The 21,925-nt window shown below is 70.1% G+C and carries 21 protein-coding genes; 6 read left to right on the forward strand and 15 right to left on the reverse strand.

Annotated elements, in window-relative coordinates; genetic code table 11:
- Positions 1–35: 35 nt before the first annotated feature.
- Positions 36–647 carry a TetR/AcrR family transcriptional regulator gene (locus AWB92_RS25865; protein ID WP_277622337.1) on the reverse strand — a complete coding sequence of 204 codons (612 nt, stop codon included), beginning with the start codon at positions 645–647 and terminating at the stop codon, positions 36–38.
- 242 nt (positions 648–889) lie between these two features.
- Here AWB92_RS25865 and AWB92_RS25870 point away from each other — a divergent pair, with 242 nt between their 5' ends.
- The gene (locus tag AWB92_RS25870) at positions 890–2,443 is read left to right on the forward strand and encodes an MFS transporter (RefSeq protein ID WP_346962961.1); all 1,554 of its coding nucleotides are present in this window, start codon (positions 890–892) and stop codon (positions 2,441–2,443) included.
- Positions 2,444–2,995: 552 nt separating this feature from the next.
- Positions 2,996–3,853, forward strand: coding sequence for a PE family protein (locus AWB92_RS31200; RefSeq protein WP_085190752.1), 858 nt, complete (start codon positions 2,996–2,998; stop codon positions 3,851–3,853).
- Here the strand turns inward: AWB92_RS31200 and mftG are convergent.
- The 7 genes from mftG to mftA all read right to left on the reverse strand — a co-directional run bounded on the left by mftG (position 3,850) and on the right by mftA (position 10,371).
- On the reverse strand, positions 3,850–5,271 hold the full coding sequence (gene mftG / locus AWB92_RS25880) for a mycofactocin system GMC family oxidoreductase MftG (protein ID WP_085190754.1): 1,422 nt from the start codon (positions 5,269–5,271) through the stop codon (positions 3,850–3,852). The two genes, AWB92_RS31200 and mftG, sit on opposite strands and share 4 nt — an antisense overlap.
- 15 nt (positions 5,272–5,286) lie before the next feature.
- The gene (mftF, locus tag AWB92_RS25885; RefSeq protein ID WP_068187584.1) at positions 5,287–6,699 is read right to left on the reverse strand and encodes a mycofactocin biosynthesis glycosyltransferase MftF; all 1,413 of its coding nucleotides are present in this window, start codon (positions 6,697–6,699) and stop codon (positions 5,287–5,289) included.
- On the reverse strand, positions 6,696–7,427 hold the full coding sequence (mftE, locus tag AWB92_RS25890) for a mycofactocin biosynthesis peptidyl-dipeptidase MftE (RefSeq protein ID WP_085190756.1): 732 nt from the start codon (positions 7,425–7,427) through the stop codon (positions 6,696–6,698). The genes mftF and mftE overlap by 4 nt, the downstream gene beginning before the upstream one ends.
- A gap of 229 nt (positions 7,428–7,656) precedes the next feature.
- Positions 7,657–8,838 (reverse strand): pre-mycofactocin synthase MftD, encoded by a 1,182-nt coding sequence (gene mftD / locus AWB92_RS25895; protein ID WP_085190758.1) that lies wholly within the window; start codon positions 8,836–8,838, stop codon positions 7,657–7,659.
- Between the two features lie 2 nt (positions 8,839–8,840).
- On the reverse strand, positions 8,841–10,007 hold the full coding sequence (gene mftC, locus AWB92_RS25900; protein WP_085190760.1) for a mycofactocin radical SAM maturase: 1,167 nt from the start codon (positions 10,005–10,007) through the stop codon (positions 8,841–8,843).
- Positions 10,004–10,276: a mycofactocin biosynthesis chaperone MftB gene (mftB, locus tag AWB92_RS25905; RefSeq protein ID WP_173817493.1), complete on the reverse strand. Its 273-nt coding sequence runs from the start codon at positions 10,274–10,276 to the stop codon at positions 10,004–10,006. Before mftB ends, mftC begins: the two co-directional genes overlap by 4 nt.
- Positions 10,277–10,281: 5 nt before the next feature.
- Positions 10,282–10,371, reverse strand: coding sequence for a mycofactocin precursor MftA (gene mftA / locus AWB92_RS25910; protein WP_066934826.1), 90 nt, complete (start codon positions 10,369–10,371; stop codon positions 10,282–10,284).
- A 90-nt stretch (positions 10,372–10,461) separates the two neighbouring features.
- On the opposite strand from mftA, the gene mftR reads away from it, so the two are divergent.
- Genes mftR through AWB92_RS25930 form a run of 4 tightly spaced genes read left to right on the forward strand, consistent with a single transcriptional unit; the run spans position 10,462 to position 13,910 of the window.
- Complete coding sequence (gene mftR / locus AWB92_RS25915; RefSeq protein ID WP_085190764.1) at positions 10,462–11,055, forward strand: mycofactocin system transcriptional regulator; 594 nt, start codon at positions 10,462–10,464, stop codon at positions 11,053–11,055.
- Positions 11,052–12,104 carry a DUF2332 family protein gene (locus AWB92_RS25920; protein WP_085190766.1) on the forward strand — a complete coding sequence of 351 codons (1,053 nt, stop codon included), beginning with the start codon at positions 11,052–11,054 and terminating at the stop codon, positions 12,102–12,104. Before mftR ends, AWB92_RS25920 begins: the two co-directional genes overlap by 4 nt.
- A 52-nt stretch (positions 12,105–12,156) precedes the next feature.
- On the forward strand, positions 12,157–12,678 hold the full coding sequence (locus tag AWB92_RS25925) for a sigma-70 family RNA polymerase sigma factor (RefSeq protein ID WP_085190768.1): 522 nt from the start codon (positions 12,157–12,159) through the stop codon (positions 12,676–12,678).
- On the forward strand, positions 12,675–13,910 hold the full coding sequence (locus AWB92_RS25930; RefSeq protein WP_085190770.1) for a VOC family protein: 1,236 nt from the start codon (positions 12,675–12,677) through the stop codon (positions 13,908–13,910). Before AWB92_RS25925 ends, AWB92_RS25930 begins: the two co-directional genes overlap by 4 nt.
- Here AWB92_RS25930 and AWB92_RS25935 read toward each other — a convergent pair.
- From AWB92_RS25935 to tuf, 7 genes are all read right to left on the reverse strand, one after another.
- Positions 13,892–14,890, reverse strand: coding sequence for a D-2-hydroxyacid dehydrogenase family protein (locus tag AWB92_RS25935; RefSeq protein ID WP_241523590.1), 999 nt, complete (start codon positions 14,888–14,890; stop codon positions 13,892–13,894). The genes AWB92_RS25930 and AWB92_RS25935 overlap by 19 nt on opposite strands.
- On the reverse strand, positions 14,887–16,059 hold the full coding sequence (locus AWB92_RS25940; protein ID WP_085190775.1) for an FAD-dependent oxidoreductase: 1,173 nt from the start codon (positions 16,057–16,059) through the stop codon (positions 14,887–14,889). The genes AWB92_RS25935 and AWB92_RS25940 overlap by 4 nt, the downstream gene beginning before the upstream one ends.
- A gap of 25 nt (positions 16,060–16,084) precedes the next feature.
- A complete protein-coding gene (locus AWB92_RS25945; protein WP_068187607.1) occupies positions 16,085–16,912 on the reverse strand; it encodes a mycofactocin-coupled SDR family oxidoreductase in 828 nt (275 codons plus the stop codon).
- 49 nt (positions 16,913–16,961) lie between these two features.
- Positions 16,962–17,792: an SHOCT domain-containing protein gene (locus AWB92_RS25950; RefSeq protein WP_085190777.1), complete on the reverse strand. Its 831-nt coding sequence runs from the start codon at positions 17,790–17,792 to the stop codon at positions 16,962–16,964.
- Positions 17,793–17,877: 85 nt separating this feature from the next.
- Positions 17,878–18,678, reverse strand: coding sequence for a PE family protein (locus AWB92_RS31205; RefSeq protein ID WP_085190779.1), 801 nt, complete (start codon positions 18,676–18,678; stop codon positions 17,878–17,880).
- 133 nt (positions 18,679–18,811) lie between these two features.
- Entirely contained in the window at positions 18,812–20,533 is a 1,722-nt protein-coding gene (locus AWB92_RS31210; RefSeq protein WP_085190781.1) for a PE family protein, read from the reverse strand.
- Between the two features lie 160 nt (positions 20,534–20,693).
- Positions 20,694–21,884 carry an elongation factor Tu gene (gene tuf / locus AWB92_RS25965; protein WP_066934798.1) on the reverse strand — a complete coding sequence of 397 codons (1,191 nt, stop codon included), beginning with the start codon at positions 21,882–21,884 and terminating at the stop codon, positions 20,694–20,696.
- Positions 21,885–21,925 lie beyond the last annotated feature (41 nt).

Here is a 21,925-nt window from a genome sequence, read left to right on the forward strand (position 1 = left end):
GGTTTGGCCAAATCCCGGGCAAACCTCGCCGGGACTCAGGCACCAGCGGATTCGGTGGTCGCCGCGTCGGCCCTCTGCTGGGCCCGCTGCACGTGCAGGAAACCGTCGACGGCGGCGCGCGCGCACTCACGGTAGTCGAAGTCGGGCAGGGTCGACAGGCGTCCCAGCATCAGCGGGCCGATCAGCAGCGCGATGGCGCGAGACCGGTCGACCTCACCGAGTTCGGCGGCGGCCTCGGGGCTGTCGAAAACCGCGTCGAACGGCGCGGCGTATTGCTGCGCGATGCGCTCCCGCAGCGTGCAAATCGACGCGCTGTCGGCGGTGCCGACCTGGTGGGGTTCCGGCAACTTGTCCAGGTCGCGACCCAGCGAGAGCCACGACATGGCCGTCAGCAGGGCCGGCGCCTGCGCCACGGTTTCGGCATGGGCAAGGACCAACCCGATCAGGCGATCGCGCAGCGAGCCGTCGGCCGGCGGCATCGGCGGCGGCGGTATCAGGCTGTTGAATGCCGCTGCCAGCAAATCATTTCCGCTCGGGAAGTGGCGATACAGGGTCGCCCTCGCTACATTGGCGCTACGAGTGACCGCATCGACGGTCACCGCGCTGGGACCCCCCGAACGCAGCAGCGCAGCGGCGGCCTCGAGCAAACGGGCCCTGGACCGCGCTGGACGGGGGTCGGTACTTCCGCCGGTAATTGTGAGCTACCTCCCGGTTTGGAACCAAGACTATCGGTTTACCTACAAGACCAAGAGTCTCGAAAATCTTGCTACGCCCCCGTTAGGAGGCGCTCCATATGGCCGAAACGCTGGTACGGCCTGATCAGCGTACTGATGTAACGCGCATCGGGGGTAGCCCCCGCGCCCGAACTTGGACCCTGGCCGTCGCCTGCATGGGCGTCGGGCTGGTCGTCGCGTCGATGACGGCGCTGAACACCACGCTGGGCGACCTTGCGGTCGCGACCTCGGCGACCCAGTCCCAGCTGACCTGGGTCGTCGACGGTTACACGGTGGCGCTGGCCTGCTTGCTGCTGCCCGCCGGCGCGATCGGCGACCGCTACGGCAGGCGGGGCGCGTTGCTCGTCGGCTTGCTCGTCTTCGCCCTGGGGTCGGCGGCGCCGGCGCTGTTGCACAGCCCGCTGCAGATCATCGCGGGACGCGCGGTCGCCGGCGTCGGCGCCGCGTTCGTGATGCCCGCGACGCTGTCGCTGCTGACGGTGGCCTACCCGAAGGAGGACCGCATCAAGGCCGTCGGGATCTGGGCCGGGACGGCCGGTTCCGGCGGGGTGCTGGGCATGTTCGGATCCGGCCTGCTGCTGCGCTTTTGGGACTGGCACGCGATCTTCTGGTCGTTGGGCGCCGCCGGGCTGGCGATTTTCGCGCTGGCGTGCACCGTCGCGTCGTCGCGGGAAGCCAACGCGCCCCGGGTCGATTCGCTGGGCGCGGTGCTGATCGGCGCGGCCGTCGCGATCGCGGTGGCCGCGATCCTGGAGGCGCCCGACCGCGGCTGGAGCGACCCCCTGATCTGGGGCGGGCTGGTCGCCGGGGCGATCATCGCGGCCGTGTTCGGCGTCGTCGAATTCCGGACCCGCCATCCCCTGCTCGACGTGCGACTGTTCCGCGATCCGAGTTTCGCCACCGGCGTGGCGACGATCGTCGTCCTGTTCGGCGCTACGTTCGGCTTCTTCTACCTGGGCATGCAGTACGTGCAGCAGATCATGGGCTACTCCCCGCTGATGACGGCGGTGGCGTTCGGCCCGTTCATGGTGCCGCTGGGCATTTTCTCGGCACTGTCGTTTTGGTATGTGCCGAAGTTCGGGCTGCGCTTGGTGCTATTCGTGGGCACGTTGACGATGGCGGTCGGCTTCCTGTGCATGCAGACGCTCGACCTGCATTCGAGTTTCCTCGGCATGGCGTGGCCGACGCTGATCCTGAGCACCGGCATCGGATTCTGCACCGCGCCTACGACTTCGGCGATCATGGGCGCGGTCCCGGACGAAAAGCAGGGGGTCGCGTCCGCGGTCAACGACACGTCGCGCGAGATGGGCGGCGCCCTGGGCATCGCCGTTGCCGGCTCGATACTGGCCGGCCGCTACTCCCACGAGCTGGCGCCCAGGTTGGCGGGGTTCCCAGCCCCGGTGCGCGGTCCCGCGACCGACTCGCTCGCCAAGGCGGTCGAGGTGGCCGGGAAGCTGGGGCCGCAAGGGGGCCAGCTGGCCGAGGTCAGCAAAGCGGCGTTCATGATGGCGATGCACGCCTCGACGACGGTCATGGCCGTGATCGTCACCATCGCCGCGGTCCTGATCGGCCTATGGGCGCCCGGCCGCGACGGGCGGCAGCTGAAGGTCGTGCGCCGGCTCTTCGCCGGGGAGCGCCCCGGCGTCGGGCGGCATCGAGAACCGACGCGCTGGCGCCCAATGTCGCTGCCGGAGAACGACACCGGCTGACCGGTGGTCGCTGATCGGGCCCGCTCGACCTTAATTTTTTTCGGTGGTCAAACCGGACTGGCTCAGATACTTGCGAACGTCCGCTCGTCGTGGTATTTGAAAATATATATCGACAGGTGCAGGTCATCTCGCGGGTTGAGGTGGATGTGGTGTTGATGGGTATCGACTCGTTCAGCAAACAGGCGCCGGTTTTACGGGAGCGATCGCCTCCGGGAAACCGGGTGCGGATCGCGGATCGCTGAAGGGAGGTGATATTCGACATCGGGGTATTCGACGTCGGGACGTCGTGCCGTCCACGAACATTGCGACGCAGAGTTCGCGCCTGACGGGAAGTCAGCCGCGCGCCCGCCACTTGTCGTGGCCATCTACGTGGGCAGCATGAATGTCACCGCATTTTCGGGGCGGGTCACGCTGCGGCGTGGCCCGCCCCACTGAATGCATGGTGAAGATCCGCCGAAAACGCCTCGGGAGACCCCGGGTGGGCGATAGTGTGCGCTGAAGCGGTGTCCGTGATGGGGAGGCGGACGACGTCGAGACAGGCGGGGGAGCCGAATGTCGTATGTGTTCGCAGCGCCCGAGTATGTGGCCAATGCCGCAATGGATTTGGCCAACATCGGTTCGGCGATCAGCGATGCGAACTCGGCCGCCTTGGGACCGGTATCCAGCGTGTTGCCCGCGGGCGCCGACGAGGTGTCGGCCAACATCGCGAGCCTGTTCGACGCGCACGCCCAGGTCTATCAGGCGCTCAGCGCCGCGGCGCAGGCCTTCCACACCCAGTTCGTCCAGCTGATGAGCGCCGGCGCCGAGCAGTACGCCCTCACCGAGGCGGCGAACGCCGCGCCCCTGCAAACCGTCCAGAACATGGTGACGGGCAATGTCCCCGGCCAGGCGCTGTCGAGCGCGCAACCGCTGGCGAGCACCGCGGCGTCGGCAGGCTCCGCCGCGGCGGGGGTGCCTGCGGCAGCGGCCGGCGTCTCTGGTGGTGCGGCGCCGGCAGCACCGGCAGCCCCCTTGGCGACGGCGGCCACGCCGGCCGCCGCGGTCACGCCGGCTCCCGCCGCACCGGTTGCCGTAGCGCCGACCGGCACGCCACTCGCGGCTGCGCCGGTGGCCGCGCCGCTTGCACCGGCCGGCGCGCCGGCCGCCGCCGTGCCGGCGGAGGTCGCCGCTCCGACACCCGTCAGCGCGCCGGTGGCGGCGGCGCCGGTGGAAGCTGCGCCGGTCGAAGCGCCCGCGTTCTCCCCGGCGACGGCGGCGCAGGCGATGCCGATCGGCACGCCGTTGACGGCGGCGCCCGCGACGACACCGAACTATTCCCCCGCGACACCTGCCTACTCCCCGGCTTCCGCGGCCGCCTCCCATGAGGAGCAATCGGCACCGATCGGCGTGCCGATCGAGATGCAGCCCTAGGCGACGAATTCCGCGGCCCGGTGGCCCAGCATCACGATGGTCGCGTGCGGCCCACGGCTGGTTATCGCGGGCAGAATGGAACCGTCTATGACCCAAAGGTTTTCGATGCCGTAGACGCGGCAGCGCGGATCGACGACCGTGCCCATCGGCGCGGTGCCGCACAGGTGTTGCGACGTCGACCACACCGGTGACCCGACAGACGTTGCGGCACCGGCCAGTTCGCGGGCCAGGTCGCTGCCCCGGCGCAGCGCGGCGACGTCGTCGGGCTCGCTGTCATAGCGGTGCTCGATGTGCGGCAGCACGTCAGGATCCGGAGAGACCAGCGTGATGCGCCCGCGCGCCCGCGGCCGCATCAGCGCCACCCCGATGTGCGGCCAGTCGGGGTGTCCGGCGGTGCCGTCGCCGGTCATCGCGACGAATCCGCCCGTGTACGGCCGGATCTCGATCCCGTCGTCGGTGCTGAGCACGACCTCCACCACGGGCCGGCCTGGAGCCACGGCCCAGTTGGTCGGCAACACCCATTCGGGGTGATCGCTGCACGACGTCGCGACCGGCAGCGGCGCCACCACCGGAACGCCCGCGGCACGCAGCATTGCTTCGTCGCCGATGCCGGAAAGCATCAGCAGGTGCGCCGACTCAATCGCGCCGGCGCACAACACTATTCGATCGGCGGAAACCGTCGCCCGGCCTTGCGGGCCGATCACCTCGACACCCACCGCCGTGGCGCCCGCGAAACGCAGTCGCACCGCGCGGGTCCGCTCCAGCAACGTCAGGTTGGGCCGCCCGAGCGCCGGCAACAGGTATGCGGCACCCGATCCGGTGCGCACGCCATCGACGATATTGAGCGGGACCGCCCCCAGCCCCGAAACCAGTTCCGGCCCAGCATCGTTGAGATCGTCGATCCACCCGAACCCGGCGCGCTCCGTCTGCGCGATGAAAGCTTCCGTGGTACCGGTCATTTCGCGGGTTCGGCGCACCGGGATCGGCCCGGCCCGGCCGTGGGCGGGGCCGTCGAAATCGAGGTCGGTCTCGATGGCGCGGAAGTGCTCGAGCACATCCGACCATGCCCAGCCGGGCACCCCGGCGCGGTCGAAGTCGCGCGGCAACGCGCGACAGAAGTAGCCGCCGTTGATCGCACCCGAACCGCCGACCGTGGCGCCGCGCACGATCGGCAGCTTCAGGGCGTGCCGATCGGTCAGCGTGGTCAGGTAGCGCCGGGCCAGCGGGCTGCCGACCCCGATCGGCAGTTGCAACCCGTTGGCGGTCAGGGCCAGCAACCCCGGGTCGGCCAGCGCGGGGCCGGCCTCCAGCACGGTGACTGTGCGGGCGGGATCGGCGGAAAGGCGTTCGGCGACAACCGAACCAGCGCTGCCGGCACCGACGATCAGCACATCGCTGTGCGGGGCGGCTGCGGTCAAGGGGCGTCGAAACCGCTATGTGCGAATCTGCGGCTTGAGCGCCCGCACGTTGCGTTCGCGGGCCACACCCCACCACAGCCCGAGGCCGTAGGCCAGGTCGTCGACGCGCTTGAGCAACACGTAGGTCAGCAGCCCGATGGGTTCGGCCTCGTCGCCGGTGGCGTCGCGGCGGCGCAGCCAGTCCACCACGCCGTCCATGACGGCGGCCACCAGCACGACGCGTCTGCAGTGGCGCGACAGGATCGCAGCGACCAACGCCAGCGGCCAGTAGTGCCGGCACAAGGCCGACGCCAGCTGCAGCGCCGCCGACCACAGGCCGCGGGTCGCGATCGTGAGGACGTCCACGAGCGAAGTCTCGGCGCCGCGCATCGCCTTGGCGATCCGCCGGCCGGTCACCAGGGCGACGACGATCGAGGCGAGCTGGCTGAGGCTCGTCCCCAGCGCCACCAGGATCCAGGCCATCAGCGCCCAGCCGGAGATCACCACCGGGGCCGTCTTGTCCGGGTGACGCACGGACAGCGGGGCCGCCGAGCCGCCGTAAAAGGCCTTGCGCGCGAGCCAATCCCGTAACTCGGTGCGGTGATCGTGGGCGACCTGGGCGATCGGCTCGTAGCGAAGCCGAGCGCCCGCCTCGATCAGCCGCCAGCACAGGTCGACGTCCTCGCCGGACTGCATCGTCTCGTCGAAGCCCCCGACGTCACGGATGGCCGAGCGGCGGCAGATGATCGCCGCGCTGGGAACGTAGGACACCGTGCTGTGGGGCAGCACCGGGGCCTCGCGCTCCCCGAGGTCCAGCGACGAGTGCACCGCCTCGTAGCGGGCGACCACGTTCTCGCTGTGCGACAGCCCGACGATGCGCGGCGCGACCAGGGCGACGGTCGGATCGCAGAAGTGACCGAGCAGGGCCTCGAGCCAGCCGCGGCGCGGCGTCACGTCGGAGTCGAGAAACGCGACGAAGTCGGTCGTGCAGGCGGCCAGCCCGGTGTTGCGCGCCGCGGCCGGACCCCTGCTGTGGGGGTGGCGCAGCACCTCGACGTCGCAGTGCGCGCCGATGAAGTCTTCCGGCTCGATCGGCGGGAACGAACCGTCGTCGACCACGATGACGCGCAATCCGCGCAGACAGCTGACCAGGTGGCGCACCCCGGAAACGTTGTCCCGCACCGGAATTACCACGGTCACGTCGCGGTGCGACGGGCCGCCCGCGGGGCGCGGGTGCGCCACGGTGGCGTCGAGCAGGGTGCGGGCCAGCTGGGCGCTGACGTCGTCGCGGACCTTCAGCCGGCCGTCGGAAAGCATGCTCTGGGCGGCGGGGGCCAACTTCAGCAGGCGCGTCGGTGAGCCGCCCAGCAACGCCGAACCGTCACCGAGCACCCGCACGCGGCGGTCGACCTGGACGGCGAACCCGTCCGGCAATCGCGTTGCCGTCATGTCAGCTTCCCGTCGCGCCCGGGCGACCACCTGGCGACCCGACGGACACAGTCGTCGACCATCTCGGCGAAGATGCGCTTGCCCTCGGCGGCCGTCGCGGTGGTGGGGTCCCCCAGCACCCCGACCCGGCTGACCGCCGCGACGCCCCCGCGGCGCATCGACGGGAGCAAGTCTGCCAACGGCGCCCGGTTGCCGCTGAGCCACCGGTCGGTCAGCACATCGGCCGGCGAGATATGGAGCAACACCGATGTTTCGGTATGGCCGGCGTGGGCGTCGCCGCCGGCGGCGACGCAGGGGCACCAGGCGGCGTCTCGGCCCTCGGCCCGCAGCGCGCTCACCGCGCCGCGCAACGCGCCGACATTGCCGCCGTGCCCGTTGACGAACACGAGCCGCGGGGCCCAGCAGGCCGCTGACCTGCCGTACTCCACCAGCAGCGTCGTGAGGGCCTCGGTACCGATCGAGATCGTTCCGGCGAAGTCTTGGTGCTCGCCGCTGGCGCCGTAGGCGATGGCCGGCGCGACCAACCAGTCCTGGTCCAGGCGGGCCCTGGCCCCCCGCGCGACCGCCGTCGCGATCTGGGTATCGGTGTCCAGCGGGAGGTGCGGACCGTGTTGTTCGGTCGATCCCACCGGGACCATTAATGACGGCGAGGTGCCGAATAGCTGGCTCGACGCCATCGTTGCTAATTCGCCGAGTACGGGCACTGGCTGATGGTAGGACGAATTCACCTGGCGTGCACCAATTGTTGACCCTACAAAATTATTTTTTTCTGGGCTGTTCACCAAGCGGTCGAATTTGATGGCTCGTTCGTCACGGTTGCCTCGCAAGTACCACAATTTTCGCCGCCGTCGATTCACGCTAGAGGGCCATTTCACGCTGTTGGTGAAAACGGCCCATGTTCAATCCCTGTAAAGAGACCCGACATACCCAGATTTAGGCCCAGATTTAGGCCCAGATTTATGCGGGCGGCACCCCGAGCGCCCGCGCAAAGCCGTCGGGCACCAACAGGTCGTCCGGGGTGAGGTCGTGAACCGAGGAGCGCCCCAGGCCCATCAAGGCCGAGTCGATGCCGCCGCGCAAGATGTCGAGGACGTTCTCCACCCCGGCCTGCCCGCCGGCCGCGAGGCCCCACAGGTACGCGCGGCCGATCATCACCGCCCGCGCCCCGAGCGCCACCGCCTTGACGACGTCGCTGCCGCGGCGGATGCCGCCGTCGAGCAGCACCTCGACCTGGTCCCCGACCGCCGCGACCACCGCGGGCAGGGCGCGGATCGACGCCGGCGTGCCGTCCAGGTTGTTGCCGCCGTGATTCGACACCGAGATCGCCGAAACACCGGCGTCCACAGCCCTTTTCGCGTCGTCGACGCGCATCACGCCCTTGAGCATGAACGGTCCGCCCCACAGCTCGCGCAGCCAGGCGATGTCGTCCCAGGTCGGCGGCGGCGTGCCCATCCATTCGCCGTACGCGGCGAAGAAGGGCGGGCCGGGCTCGCCGCGGCGCGCCTGGTTCGGCACCCGCAGGTTCGGCGGGCGCAGCGTCTTGCCGTACTTCCACAACCAGCGGGGCTTGAAGACCGCCTCCGGAGACTGGCGCAGGATGGTCCGCAGGTTCATCTCTTCGGGGATCTTCGGACTGCCCCAGTCGCGCCCGTGCGAGAACGACCAGTCGGTGGTGACGATCAGGCCGACCGCACCGGCCTGGCGCGCACGTTCCACGCGCTCCGCGATGGCGTCGCGGCCGCCGAGCCAGTACACCTGGAAGAACAATTTGGGGTTGGCGGCGATGACCTCTTCGATCGGTTTACTGGCGAACGAGGAAAGCCCCATCGCCGTTCCCCGCGCCGCCGCCGCCCGTGCGACGGCCACCTCGCCGTCCGGGTCGACCGCCTGGACGCCGGTTGGCGAAATGACCACCGGCAACGAAATATCCTGCCCCATAACGGTAGTCGATTGGTCGCGCTTTTCCGGGGCGCCGACGACGTGGGGCGCGAATCCGAGTTCGCTGAACGCTTCGACGTTGCCTGCGACGGTGATGCCCTTTTCACTGCCCGCAAGCAGCGCCGAATAAACCGATTTCGGTAGCCGCCGCTTCGCGCGCTGCTGGGCGATGGCGACCGTTTCGAACCATTGGTCGGCCATGGCTAGACGGGGCTTTCGTTGCACAGCCGCGCCGGGGGTCGCGAGAGTTTCAGGAGCACCGGCCCACTCGTCTTGCGGGAATGGTCGGCGCGGGGCCGCGGGGTGGTGCGGTCACGCGCCAGGGCCTGCTCGCTATGGCCTTGCACGCATTCGGGATCGGGCCCGTCCATCGGCAGGCCGGTGAAGAACTTGGCCGCCATGCATCCGCCCCGGCAGCTGTCGTAGTGCCCGCAGCTGCTGCAGGCCCCGGCCGACTGCGGTTCGCGAAGCTCGCGAAACAGCGGTGCGTTCTTCCAGACGTTGTCAAATCCCCCGTCGGACAAGATGTTTCCGGCCAGGAAGCGGTCGTGGATGGCGAACGGGCAGGCATAGACGTCGCCCACCGGGTCGATCAGGCACACCACCCGGCCGGCGCCGCACATGTTCAAACCGGCCAGGGCGCCGGAGGAGCCGAGCGGTGCGAGGTGGAAGAAGGAGTCACCCGTGAGCACCCGCTCCCCCTTGGCGACCAGCCAGTCGTAGAGCTGGATCTGCTGGGCGGCGGTCGGGTGCAGCTCTTCCCACACGTCCGCCCCCCGACCGGAGGGCCGCAGCCGGGTGATCCGCAGGGTGGCGCCGTAACGGCTTGCCAGCGCGGCGAATTCGTCGAGTTGGTCGACGTTGTGCCGGGTCACGACGACCGAGATCTTCGCGTCTTTGAAGCCGGCCGCCGCCAGGTTCTCCAGCGCGCGCACCGCCATCGCGAACGAGCCGGCGCCGCGGACGGCGTCGTTGACCTCCGCGGTGGCGCCGTCGAGCGAGATCTGGACGTCGACGTAGTCACTGGCGGCCAGGCGGGCGGCGACCTGCGGGGTGATCCGGACGCCGTTGGTGGAGAACTTCACGCCGACGTGGTGCGCGGTCGCATAGTCGACCAGCTCCCAGAAGTCGGGCCGCACGGTGGGTTCGCCGCCCCCGATGTTGACGTAGAACACCTGCATGCGTTCCAGCTCGTCGATGATGTCCATGCACTGGCGCGTGGACAACTCCCGCGGATCCCGTTTGCCCGACGAGGACAGGCAGTGCACGCACGCCAGGTTGCACGCGTAGGTCAGCTCCCACGTCAGGCAGATCGGGGCGTCCAGGCCGCGCTCGAACTGTTCGATGAGCCGCGGAACAGCGAGACTCATTCGGCCTCCTTGGCTACCAACATGTTTGACTCCGCCAGCACACCCAGCGCGTGCAGGTACGGACCCTGCCCCGGGTCGTCCACGCCGGCGGCACGGCAGGCCGACCGGACGTCGGGATGGTCGGCCAGCGACCGCACCACCTCAAGGATGGTGCGGTTCTTCAGGAAGGACAGCTTGCGGGTGCCGAAGTGGTACAGCAGCGCGCCGAACGGCTCCGGCCGAACCGCCACCTGCGGGTGCAACCGCCAGCCGCGGTCGGGATCGAACACGCGGATCAGTAGACCCCGCACATCCCGTCGATGGACACCTCTTCCACGAGGGTCTCGGTGACGAGCTCGGCCTCGGTCTCGTTTTCGTGCTCCATGGAAATTTTCCTCCCGTTGGGACTCGACAAGGATGGATCGTTCTGGACACAATATGGCATCGAGTGCCGCAATGGAAGGGCGGGTCTGACATGCCGCAGCCGCGGGTGGGCCGGCGCCGCTCGACGACCCCGGGGCACATCACCGACGTCGCCCTCGAGTTGTTCGCGGCCCGGGGATTCGACGAGGTGAGCGTCGACGACGTCGCGCACGCGGCCGGCATCGCCCGCCGCACGCTGTTTCGCTATTACGCCTCCAAGAACGCGATCCTGTGGGGTGATTTCGACGCCCACCTAGCGCACCTGCGGGAGCTGCTCGACAACGTCGACCCGCGGGTGCCCCTCGACGAGGCGTTGCGCGGGGCGCTGTTGGCGTTCAACACCTTCGACGAGTGCGAGACGGTCCGGCACCGCCAGCGCATGCGGGTCATCCTGGAAACCGCGGAGCTGCAAGCTTATTCGATGACGATGTACGCGGGCTGGCGTGAGGTGATGGCGGGTTTCGTGGCCCACCGGTTGGGCGTCAAGACCACCGACCCGCTGCCGCAGACCGTCGCCTGGACCATGCTCGGGGTCGCGCTGAGCGCCTACGAGCACTGGCTCTCCGACGAATCCGTCCCGCTGCCCACCGCGCTCGGCAACGCGTTCGACGTCGTCGGCGCCGGGCTGGAACGGCTGGACCGATGAGCGGGGGCGCCGAGCACCTGCTGCACATGCTGCGCTCGCAGGGCCGGTTCTGCGCGGGCTCCGGCTCCCCGATGTACGGGGAGCTCTTCGAGTTGGTGGCCGGCGACGTCGAGGCGGGCGGCGTCTTCGCGACCGTCCTGGCCGGCCACGAGGACGCGCCCTCGCGCCACGCGGTGCCGCTGCGGCTGCTCGGCGGCCTGCACCGGTTGGTGCTCGACGGGCGGGCGCCGCAATTGCGCCGCTGGTATCCCAGCACCGGCGGCGCCTGGGACGCGGCGACCGCCTGGCCCGAAATCCTGCGCACCGCGGCGGAGAACACCGACGCGTTGCGCGCCGTGCTCCATCAGCCGCCGCAGACCAACGAGGTGGGCCGGTCCGCCGCGCTGATCGGTGGACTGCTGCGGCTCAATCGCGGATTCGATTTGCCGATAAGGCTTTTCGAGATCGGATCGAGCGCCGGCCTGAACATGCGCGCCGACCACTACCACTACCGCCACGACGGCGGCCGATGGGGGCCGCCCGACTCGCCGGTCACCATCGACGACGCCTGGCGCGGTGCCCTGCCGCCCGACGGCGCCCTGCGCATCGTCGAGCGAAACGGCTACGACATCGCGCCCATCGACGTCACCGGCGCCGAGGGGGAAGTGACCGCGTTGAGCTACGTCTGGCCCGACCAGGACGCCCGGTTGCGCCGGCTGCGCGGCGCGATCGCCGTCGCCCGGACCGTCCCGGCGGCCCTCGAGCGCCGGACGGCGGCCGAGGCGGTGGCCGGCCTTACCCTCGCCGCCGGCGCGCTGACGGTGCTGTGGCATTCGATCACCTGGCAGTACCTGTCCGACGACGAGCGCGCTGCGGTCCGCGCCGGGATCGAGGCGCTCGGGCGGCGGGCCGACGCCCGGTCGCCGTTCGCGCACCTGACGCTGGAGCCGGCGCGCGACGGGCCGGGCACGCCGATCCGATTTTTGGTGCGGGCCCGCAGCTGGCCGGGCGGCGAGGCGGCCGTCCTCGCCGAATGCCATCCGCACGGCCCGCCGGTGAATTGGCAGTAGTTTTTCTCCTCCGCCCCGTCGGAGTTCGGCCCGCCGCGGCGACTATATAGATGTGAGCGCCGAAGCGGATCCGAGGTCCGACGCTCGATGCGCGTTGCTCGAGCTGTACGACGAGGCGTTGCCCGTGGTGTACGGGTACTTCGTCCGCCGCTGCGGCGATCGCGCGACGGCGGAGGACCTGACGTCGGAGACGTTTCTCGCGGCCATGGACGCGGCGCGGAAGAGCGCTCCGCCGCCGGTGTCGATTCCGTGGCTGCTCGGGGTGGCACGCCACAAGCTGGCCGACCACTATCGGCGCGGCGCGCACCGGCTGACCGTGCCGGTCGCCGAACCGCCGGAGCCGGCGGACGCGGTCGACGACTGGGACGCCGAGTTGGACCGCATGGTCGCCGAGGCGGTGCTGGCCCGGCTGGCCGAGCCGCACCGCGCCGTGCTGGTGCTGCGCTACATGGACGACTGCTCGGTCGGCGAGTGCGCCGAGCTGATCGGGCGCACCGTGCACGCCACCGAGGCGCTCCTGGTGCGGGCCCGCCGGGCCTTCAAAGAACAGTATCCGGAAGGAGGCACGCCATGAGTCGGCACGACGATCCGCTGGACGTGCTGCGCGCCGACGACCTTCCGGTGCAACCAGATCCGGGTTTCGCCGCGCGGCTGCGCCGGCGGCTGGAATCCGCGATGTCCCTACCGGAAGGAGTTGTCATGAGCGGCATTGCGACTCAGATCGCCCCGCACCCGGCGGCGCTGCCCTACCTGAGCGTGGCGAACGCGCGGGCGGCGATCGCCTGGTACGCCGACGCGTTCGGCGCCGCCGTCGTCGGTGAACCGATCGTGATGGACGACGGCCGAATCGGGCACGCGGAGATCGCGATCGGAGGCGGGGTGCTCTACCTGGCCGACGAGTATCCCGAGCTCGGGCTGAAGGCCCCGGCGCCCGAAGCGGTTTCGGTGAGCCTGATGCTGCACGTGGCCGACACCGACGCCGCCCTGGCCAAGGCGCGGGAACAGGGCGCCACCGTCCAGCGCGAGAGCTACGAAAGCCACGGGAGCCGCAACGCGACCGTCATCGACCCGTTCGGGCACCGCTGGATGCTGTCCGGACCCGCTAAGGACCCCGCGGGCATCCGGCACGGCGACATCGGATACGTGTCGGTGTGCAGCCCCGACACCGATCGCGCGGCCGCCTTCTACGGCCACGTCCTGGGCTGGACATACGACCCGGCATCCCACCGGGTCACCAATACCGATCTGCCGACCGGCATTTCGGCGCAACCCGGGAAGCCCACCCTGTTCTGCTGCTACGCCGTCACCGACGTGCGGGCCGCCCGCGCGGCGATAACCGAGGCGGGCGGGGTCGCGGGCGAAGTGCGCCGGACCGACTACGGCGTGGTGCTCGAGGCCACCGACCCGCAGGGGGCGGCGTTCGCGGTGTTCGAACCGGCGGCGGGGCGAAAGCGTCCGGAGCTCAACGGGTCCGGGACGGGCGAGCTGTCCTACGTCACCTACGAGGTGCCGGATTCCGCGGGCTTCCGCGACTTCTACGGCCGGGTGCTGGGATGGAGCTTCGAGCCCGGCCGGGTGGTCGACGGCTGGCAGGTGGTGGGCACCCACCCGATGGCCGGCGCGGCCGGGGGCAGCGCCACCCCGACGACCGTGCCGATGTGGACGGTCTCGGACATCGACGCGGCCGTCGCCCGGGTGCGCGAGGCCGGCGGCACGGTGCTCGCCGAGCCGGCCCGCCAGCCGTATGGCGTGACCGCCCAATGCGCCGACGATCAGGGGGCCCGGTTCTACCTCGGCGACTTCTGAGCCTCGGGGTTGGCGATGCGGACCGGCGTCCCGTCCAGCCAGGCGACGACGGCCTCGACGGTGTCTTCGTAGAAGGCGCTGAGCATTTCGCGGGTGACGTACCCCAGGTGGGGTGACAGCGTCACGTTCGCCAGCGCCCGCAGCGGATGGTCGGGCGGCGGCGGTTCGGTGTCGAAGACATCGAGCCCGGCCCCGGCGATGCGGCCGGTTCGCAGCGCGTCGATCAGCGCGGCCTCGTCCACGATCGGCCCGCGCGAGGTGTTGATCAGGAAGGCATGCGGCTGCATCAGGGCCAGCTCCGGTTGGCCGACCAGCCCGCGGGTGCGTTCGGAGAGCACCAGGTGGATCGAGACCACGTCGGCCTCGGCGAACAGGGCCGCCTTCTCGACCCGGCGGGCACCGGCCGCCGCGGCGGCCTCCTCGGTGAGGTTCTGGCTCCACGCAATCACTTGCATGCCAAAGGCTTTCGCGTATTCGGCCATGCGCTTGCCGGTCCGGCCCAGGCCGAGTAGCCCAAGAGTCTTGCCGGACAACGTCATACCGGTGGTCGACTGCCATCCCCCGTCGCGCATCCGCCGATGCTCCTCGGCCAGATTGCGCACCGTCGCGATCAACAGCCCCCAGGCCAGTTCCGGGGTCGCGTCGCGCACCGCGGCGAACCGCGGATTGGCGAAGTCCGAGTGGGCGACCAGCACGCCGCGCTCGGTGGCCGCGGCCATATCCAGGTTGGGCAGCCTCCTGCCCACGATGGTGATCAGCTTGAGGTTCGGGAGCCGCTCGATGAGCGTGCGCGGCAACGCCATCCGCTCGCGCACGGTGCAGATCACGTCGAAGGGCCGCAACGCGTCGGCGGCCTCGGCCGCTGACAGGTGCCGGTCGAAAACCGTTACGTCCGAACGGGTCCGCACCGGCGACCAGTCGGCGAGGTCGAGCGCCACGCCGGCGTAATCGTCGAGTATCGCGACCTTGGGGAGCGTCAGCCCAGCACCTCGGCGATGGGTACCGCGGCGGCGATCTTCGCGCGGACCTTCATGACCTTGCCCGGCATCCCACCGCCGACCACCCCGACCAGCACCCCGTCCCGCTCGTAATACGCCAGGAACTTGCGCCCGTCGTCCTCGACGAGGTGCACGGTGTCGGTGGCCTCGGGCTCACCCAGGCACTGGATCTTGACGTCGTACTGGTCGCTCCAGAAATACGGCACCACCACGGCCGACGGCACGTCCTGTCCGAGCATCGCGGGCACCACCACCCGGGCCTGGTCGGCGACGTTGCTCCAATGTTCCACGCGCGCTTGGTGTCCCGTCGTATCGCGCCAGGAGGCGACATCGCCGAGCGCCCACACGTTCGGCGCGCTGGTGCGGCCGGCCTCGTCGCAGATGACGCCGTTATCGACGTCGACGCCGCTGCCCTCGAGCCACTCGGTCGCCGGTCGCGAGCCGATGCCGACCACGACGAGGTCGGCGGCGAGCTCGCTGCCGTCGGTCAGCACCACGGTGTCCACATGCCCCTCGCCGCGCACCTCCGCCACCCCGAGGCCGAGCCGGACGTCGACGCCCTCGTCGCGATGCAGCCGCGCCACCAGCTGGCCGATCTGCTCGCCAAGTATCGCGGCCAGCGGCGTCGGCTGGGGCTCGACCAGCACCACGTCCACGCCCAGGCTGCGCAGGCTGGCCGCCACCTCGCAGCCGATGAAACCGGCGCCCACGACCACGGCGCGCTGCGCCTCGGACGCGTGCTCCCGCAACGCCATGCTCTCGTCGAACGAGCGCAGCACCCGAATGCCGTCCAGATCCGGAAACGCCGGGATGCGCCGCGGCACCAGCCCGGTGGCGATGACGAGTTCGTCGTAGCCGAGCGCCGTCCCGTCGGCCAGCGTCACCGTCTGCTTGGCCGTGTCCAGCGCGGTGGCCGCCGACCCTAACCGCAGCGTGATGTCCTTCTCGTCGTACCACTCGCGCGGCTTGAGGGCCACGTCGTCGACCTCTTTGCGCAGCACCTCCTTGGACAGGGGCGGGCGGTCGTAGGGCAGGTGCACCTCGTCGCTGACGATCGTGATCCGGCCGGCGTATTCCGACCGGCGCAGTTGCTCGGCCGTGCGGGCGGCGGCCAATCCGCCGCCGACAATCACGATGCCTTTTTCAGTCACGTGGAGTTCATACCACGATCGCCGGTCAGTACTTCAATGCGCCCTTGTCGACGGGGACCTGTGTGCCCGACAGTGTGCCCGACCCGTCGCCGGCCAACCAGACGACGACGTCGGACACCTCGTCGGGCGTCATGAATCCCTTGTACTGCATCGGCATTGGCGGGAAGCTGTGCACGTAACGGGGGTGCTTGGCAAAGATTTCCATCATCGCCTCGGGCTCGATCATCGGGGTTTCGACCGAGTAGGGGTGGATGGAGTTGACCCGGATGCCGTATTCGCCGAGCTCGATCGCCAGGGTGTTGGTCAGGCCCGTGAGCCCGAATTTGCTGGCGGCGTAGTGGCCGTTGCCGGGCGTGGCCTTCAGGCCCGCCGCCGAGCTGACGACGACGATGGAACCGCCGTTGCCGGCCTCGATCATCGCCGGGATCGCCGCGCGCAGGGTGCGCCAGGTGCCGGTCAGGTTGATCCCGATCACGGTGTCCCACTGCTCGTCGGTGAGCTCCCAGACCCGGCCCCAGCCCAGCACCCCGGCGTTGGCGACCAGGACGTCGAGCCGGCCGAATTGTTCGACGCCGTCGGCGACGAGTTGCCGCAGCGCCGCGTCGTCCCGGATGTCGACCTCCCGGGCCAGCACCTTGCGGCCCTCGGCTTCGACCAGGCGGACGGTCTCGCTCAGATCCTCGGGCGTAGCCGGCGTGTAACTCAGGGTGTCCGAGGCCCGCGCGCAGATGTCGAGCGCGATGATGTCCGCGCCTTCCCGGGCAAGCCGCACCGCGTGCGACCGTCCCTGCGCTCGGGCGGCCCCGGTAACGAACGCCACCCGTCCTTGCAGTGATCCAACCTGTGCAGCCACGAGGACAGGCTAGCAGCGGAACTGAAACGTGTTCTAGTGCGGCTCCGGTTCAGATTTCTGAGATGATCTGGGCCCGCCGGCTGTTGTACTCCTGGTCGGTCAGCGCGCCGCTGGCGCGCAGGGTCTCCAGCTCTTGGAGCCGCTGGGCGATCGACGGTTGCGCGGGCGTCCCGGCCGGCGCCGGACCGCCGGCCGCCGCGGGCTGGGGTGCCGGCGCCTGTTGTGCGGCCGCACGGCGCACCACGGCCTGGATCTGCTGGCGCACCACCGGGTTCGACCGGAGGTCGCCCGCCTGGTTTAGCGGGATGTTGTTGGCCTTCAGGATCTGCAGGATCTCCATCAGCGGGCCGGCCTGCCCGCTGAGGTCGTACGTCCGGTTGTCTTCGGTCAGGGTGAACTGCGCGGGCACCAGCCCGTTGACCAAAGCGCTTCGCTCCCAGTCGATGCGGTATTCCTGGGTGGTGGGATTGACCAGCACCACCACCTTGCGGGCGTTGAGGTTGCCGAGCCGGGTGAGGTGGGCAATGACCCGGTCCTCGCTGTCGAACGGCAGGAACCCGGGCCCGGAAATGTGCAGGTGCACCTTGACCACCTGCTGATTGTTGATCCACGTCCCGGTCTCGGTGAGCCCGGTGATCTGGGCGATCGCCAGCACGCCGCTCTGCTCGAGCTCCGCATTCTTGGCGGACGACTTCGCCCCGAAGTTGGCCAGTGCGATCGCGATCACCACGTCGGCGACGGTGATCAGCAGGCCGACGTAGAGCATCCACTGCAGCAGGTCGCCGAATCCCATGGTGAAGTAGACGACCAAAAAGATCGGCCCGACCAGGCCGCCGCACAGCAAAACGATCAACTGTGCTTTCAGGTAGCGCGCCAACACGTGTCTCTCCTCGCCTCGCCGGGAAGTCCGTGTCAGATTAACGCCGTCGCCAGCGGGACGCTCGCAAAGCGCGATCGAGCGCCGGTCACTCCTCGGCGGGTTCGGACGCCCCGGCCGGCGCGGGAGAGTACGCCGGTGTGCCGGGGCGGGCGGCCGCGGCGGGGGCGGCGGATCCCGGCGTCGGCAGGCCCGCCAGGGGGGTGACCGCCGGGGCGGACGCCACGGGGGTTTCGCCGATGCCGAGGTCTTCGGCGGCGGCGGTCTCGACGGCACCGCCGGACTCGGCCAACGCGCCGCTGCCACCGGCCGCGGGAGCGGCGCCGAAGTTCTGGCCGGCGACCAAGCTGCCCGTGAGGCCGGCCCCGCCGGGACTGAAGGTTCCGCCGGTTCCGGCGGCCGCCGCGGCGGGGTCGGCGCCGACGCTGCTGATCAGCTGCCCGGCCGCGCCGCTACCCCCGGCACCGAACGCGCCGGGTCCGACACCGGCGGCGGCCGCCGGGGACCCGCCGGCGCCAGTGGCGGCCTGGATGGCCACCCCAGCCGCCTGGGCGGGCGCACTGAGCGCGCTCGTCGCCCCTTGCTCGAGGGTCTGCAGCGGCGACGCGTTGGTGGCCTCGGCGAGCGCATATTGCACCCCACCGCTGCTCATGAGGTCGACGAACTGCTGGTGGAACAGCGCCGCCTGGGCGCTGAGCGCCTGATAGACCTCCGCATGGGCGCCGAACAGCGCGGCTATGCTCGCCGACACCTCGTCGGCGCCGGCGGCCAGAACCCCCGACGTGGGGCCCGACGCGGCGACGTTGGCGGAGCTGATGGTCGAACCGATGTTCGCCAGGTCGGATGCCGCCGCGGCCAGGTATTCGGGCGTCGCGAACACGAACGACATCCGAACCTCCAGGGCAGGCCACTCAATAAGGGCGATCGCCGGTCGTTAGACACGGACGCAATAGGCTGAATCTATAGTAACTCGCGCGACCCGCCTCCAGTTTCGGCAATAGAGGGAGCCGGATGGGCGGGATTTACGGCAGTACGGCGCCGGCCGGACCGTGCGCGCCGAATATGGTGCCGCCGACGCCGCCGGGACCGGCCTTACCCGTGAACTGAGTGCCGTTGCCGCCGGCGCCGCCATTGCCGATGAAGTGGGCGTTACCGCCGGCGCCGCCGTTGCCATCCAGGCCGGTGCCGGACCCGCCGGCGCCGCCATTGCCGATCCATCCCGCATCACCGCCGGTACCGCCCTGGCCATTGGCACCGGTGGCGGCCCCCGCGGCACCTCCGTTGCCGATGAACATGCCACCGGGGCCGCCCCATCCGCCGTGCCCCTGGGGTCCGGTGGCCACTCCGCCGGCGCCGCCGTCGCCGAAGAGCAGCGCCTCGCCGCCAATTGCGGCAAAACCGTCCGTGCCGGTGGCGTTCCCGCCGGCGCCCCCGATGCCGAATATCAGCCCGCCGATCCCGCCGAGCCCGGCGAAGCCGTGGGTGCCGGTCGCGGTGCCGCCCGCGCCGCCGATACCGAAGAATCCGGGTTCGCCGCCGATCCCGCCAAAGCCCGTTCCGGTGGGTCCGCCGGCGCCGCCGACGCCGCCCAGCAGCCCACCGGGGCCGCCGTTACCCGCGAGTCCGTCGATTGCGGTGCCGCCGCCCAGGTAAACGCCGGACGCGCCGCCCATCCCCCCGGTACCGAACAACCCGACGCCACCGCCGACACCGCCCTGGCCCCCGGCGAAGTGCAGCGGCAACGCGGTTGCTTCCGTGGTGCCGCCGCCTCCGCCGGCTCCGCCGGTGCCGAACAGCAGCCCGCCGCGGCCGCCGCCGCCGCCCGCTCCGCCGAAACCGCCGTTCCCAGCCCCGCTTGACCCTGGCATGCCGAGATCGCCAAACCCGGCGATGGCGCCGCTGCCGCCGCGGCCCCCGGTGCCGACCAGCCCCGCATTCCCACCGTGACCGCCTGCGCCTCCATTACCGCCGTCTCCGCCGAACGAGGGGTGCGTGAAGGCGTTACCGCCCCGGCCGCCATCTCCGCCGGCCCCTGCGACGCCACCGAACAATCCCGCGCCGCCGCCGGCGCCACCGTTGCCGCCGTTACCGCCGCTGTCCCCAGACACCAGCCCGTTTCCACCGGCCCCGCCGGGCGCACCGGCCCCGCCGTTGCCGTACAACCACCCGGCGTGACCCCCGGCGCCGCCATTGGTACCGGCACCATTGAAAAAACCCGGGGAACCGGCGCCGCCAGCCCCGCCGTTGCCGATAAGGCCGGCCGGGCCGCCGTTACCGCCGTTCATCCCGAAGGTGCCAGGACCGCCGTCGCCGCCATTGCCGATGATCCAGCCGCCCGCCCCGCCGTTTTGGCCCGGGCCGCCGTTGGCGCCGTCGCCGATCAGTGGGCGATTCGTCAGCAGCTCACTCGGGGCGTTGATAACGCCCAGCACATCCTGCTCCAGGGTCTGCAGCGGCGAGGCGTTCGCGGCCTCCGCCAGCGCGTATTGCGTCGCGCCGCCGGCCATGAGCCCCACGAACTGCTTATGAAAGGACGCCGCTTGCGCGCTGAGCGCCTGATATGCCTCGGCGTGGGCGCCGAACAGCGCCGCGATCGCCGACGAAACCTCGTCGGCACCGGCGGCAAGCACCTGCGACGTCGGCGCCAAGGCGGCAACGTTGGCCGCGCCGATCGTCGAGCCGACGTTCGCCAGATCTTTCGCCGCCGCCACCACGTATTCGGGCGCCGCAACCACGAACGACATGTCAACCTCCCGGCATGCCCGGTGCCGTCAGAAATCGCGCGGTAATTGAACACACACGCAATACGCGCCGATGGTAACGCGATCCGAGTTGCCCGGTGCCCCGAATGCACGAAGCCCGGACCGCCGATCAACGGCAATCCGGGCTTCGCGCGAGCGAGATTTACTTGATGATCTTGACGACCCGGCCGGCGCCGACCGTGCGGCCGCCCTCGCGGATCGCGAACCGCAGGCCCTCGTCCATGGCGACGGGCTGGATCAGCTTCACCGAGATGTTGGTGTTGTCACCGGGCATCACCATCTCGGTGCCCTCCGGCAGCGTCACCACACCGGTCACGTCGGTGGTGCGGAAGTAGAACTGCGGACGGTAGTTGTTGAAGAACGGCGTGTGCCGGCCGCCCTCGTCCTTGGACAGGATGTAGACCTGGCCCTCGAACTCAGTGTGCGGCGTGGTGGTGCCGGGCTTGGTCACGACCTGGCCGCGCTCGACGTCCTCACGCTTGATGCCACGCAGCAGCAGCCCGACGTTGTCGCCGGCCTGGCCCTGGTCGAGCAGCTTGCGGAACATCTCCACACCGGTGACGGTCGTCTTGGTGCTGGTCGGGCGGATGCCGACGATCTCGACTTCCTCGTTCACGTTGATGACGCCGCGCTCCACACGACCGGTGACCACGGTGCCGCGGCCGGTGATGGTGAAGACGTCCTCGACGGGCATCAGGAACGGCTTGTCGGTCTCGCGGACCGGGTCCGGAATCGACTCGTCGACCGCGTCCATGAGCTCCTCGACGGACGAAACCCACTTCGCGTCACCCTCGAGCGCCTTGAGCGCGGAAACCCGCACGACGGGGGCGTCCTCGTCGAACTCCTGGGCGGCCAGCAGTTCGCGGACCTCCAGCTCGACGAGCTCGAGCAGCTCCTCGTCGTCGACGGCGTCGGCCTTGTTCAGCGCGACCAGGATGTAGGGCACGCCGACCTGACGGGCGAGCAGCACGTGCTCACGCGTCTGCGGCATCGGGCCGTCGGTCGCGGCGACCACCAGGATCGCGCCGTCCATCTGGGCGGCGCCGGTGATCATGTTCTTGATGTAGTCGGCGTGGCCCGGGGCGTCGACGTGCGCGTAGTGACGCTTGTCGGTCTGGTACTCGACATGCGCGATGTTGATGGTGATACCGCGCTGACGCTCCTCGGGGGCGTTGTCGATCTGGTCGAACGCCTTCGACTCGTTCAGGTCCGGGTACTTGTCGTGCAGGACCTTGGTGATAGCCGCGGTCAGGGTCGTCTTGCCGTGGTCAACGTGACCAATGGTCCCGATGTTGACGTGGGGCTTGGTCCGCTGGAACTTCGCCTTCGCCACTGTTATGTCCTCCGACTTGTTGGTGCTTTGTTAAGCAGTGT

It is taken from the genome of Mycobacterium sp. IEC1808, from assembly GCF_002101935.1.
GTDB lineage: Bacteria > Actinomycetota > Actinomycetes > Mycobacteriales > Mycobacteriaceae > Mycobacterium.

Bases quoted from the DNA above. Each gene is read 5' to 3' on its own strand.
- AWB92_RS25870 (WP_346962961.1), top strand. From the start codon at position 890: ATGGGCGTCGGGCTGGTCGTCGCGTCGATGACGGCGCTGAACACCACG.
- AWB92_RS31200 (WP_085190752.1), top strand. From the start codon at position 2,996: ATGTCGTATGTGTTCGCAGCGCCCGAGTATGTGGCCAATGCCGCAATG.
- mftF (WP_068187584.1), bottom strand. From the start codon at position 6,699: ATGACGGCAACGCGATTGCCGGACGGGTTCGCCGTCCAGGTCGACCGC.
- mftD (WP_085190758.1), bottom strand. From the start codon at position 8,838: ATGGCCGACCAATGGTTCGAAACGGTCGCCATCGCCCAGCAGCGCGCG.
- mftC (WP_085190760.1), bottom strand. From the start codon at position 10,007: ATGAGTCTCGCTGTTCCGCGGCTCATCGAACAGTTCGAGCGCGGCCTG.
- mftA (WP_066934826.1), bottom strand. From the start codon at position 10,371: ATGGAGCACGAAAACGAGACCGAGGCCGAGCTCGTCACCGAGACCCTC.
- mftR (WP_085190764.1), top strand. From the start codon at position 10,462: ATGCCGCAGCCGCGGGTGGGCCGGCGCCGCTCGACGACCCCGGGGCAC.
- AWB92_RS25920 (WP_085190766.1), top strand. From the start codon at position 11,052: ATGAGCGGGGGCGCCGAGCACCTGCTGCACATGCTGCGCTCGCAGGGC.
- AWB92_RS25930 (WP_085190770.1), top strand. From the start codon at position 12,675: ATGAGTCGGCACGACGATCCGCTGGACGTGCTGCGCGCCGACGACCTT.
- AWB92_RS31205 (WP_085190779.1), bottom strand. From the start codon at position 18,678: ATGTCGTTCGTGTTCGCGACGCCCGAATACCTGGCCGCGGCGGCATCC.
- AWB92_RS31210 (WP_085190781.1), bottom strand. From the start codon at position 20,533: ATGTCGTTCGTGGTTGCGGCGCCCGAATACGTGGTGGCGGCGGCGAAA.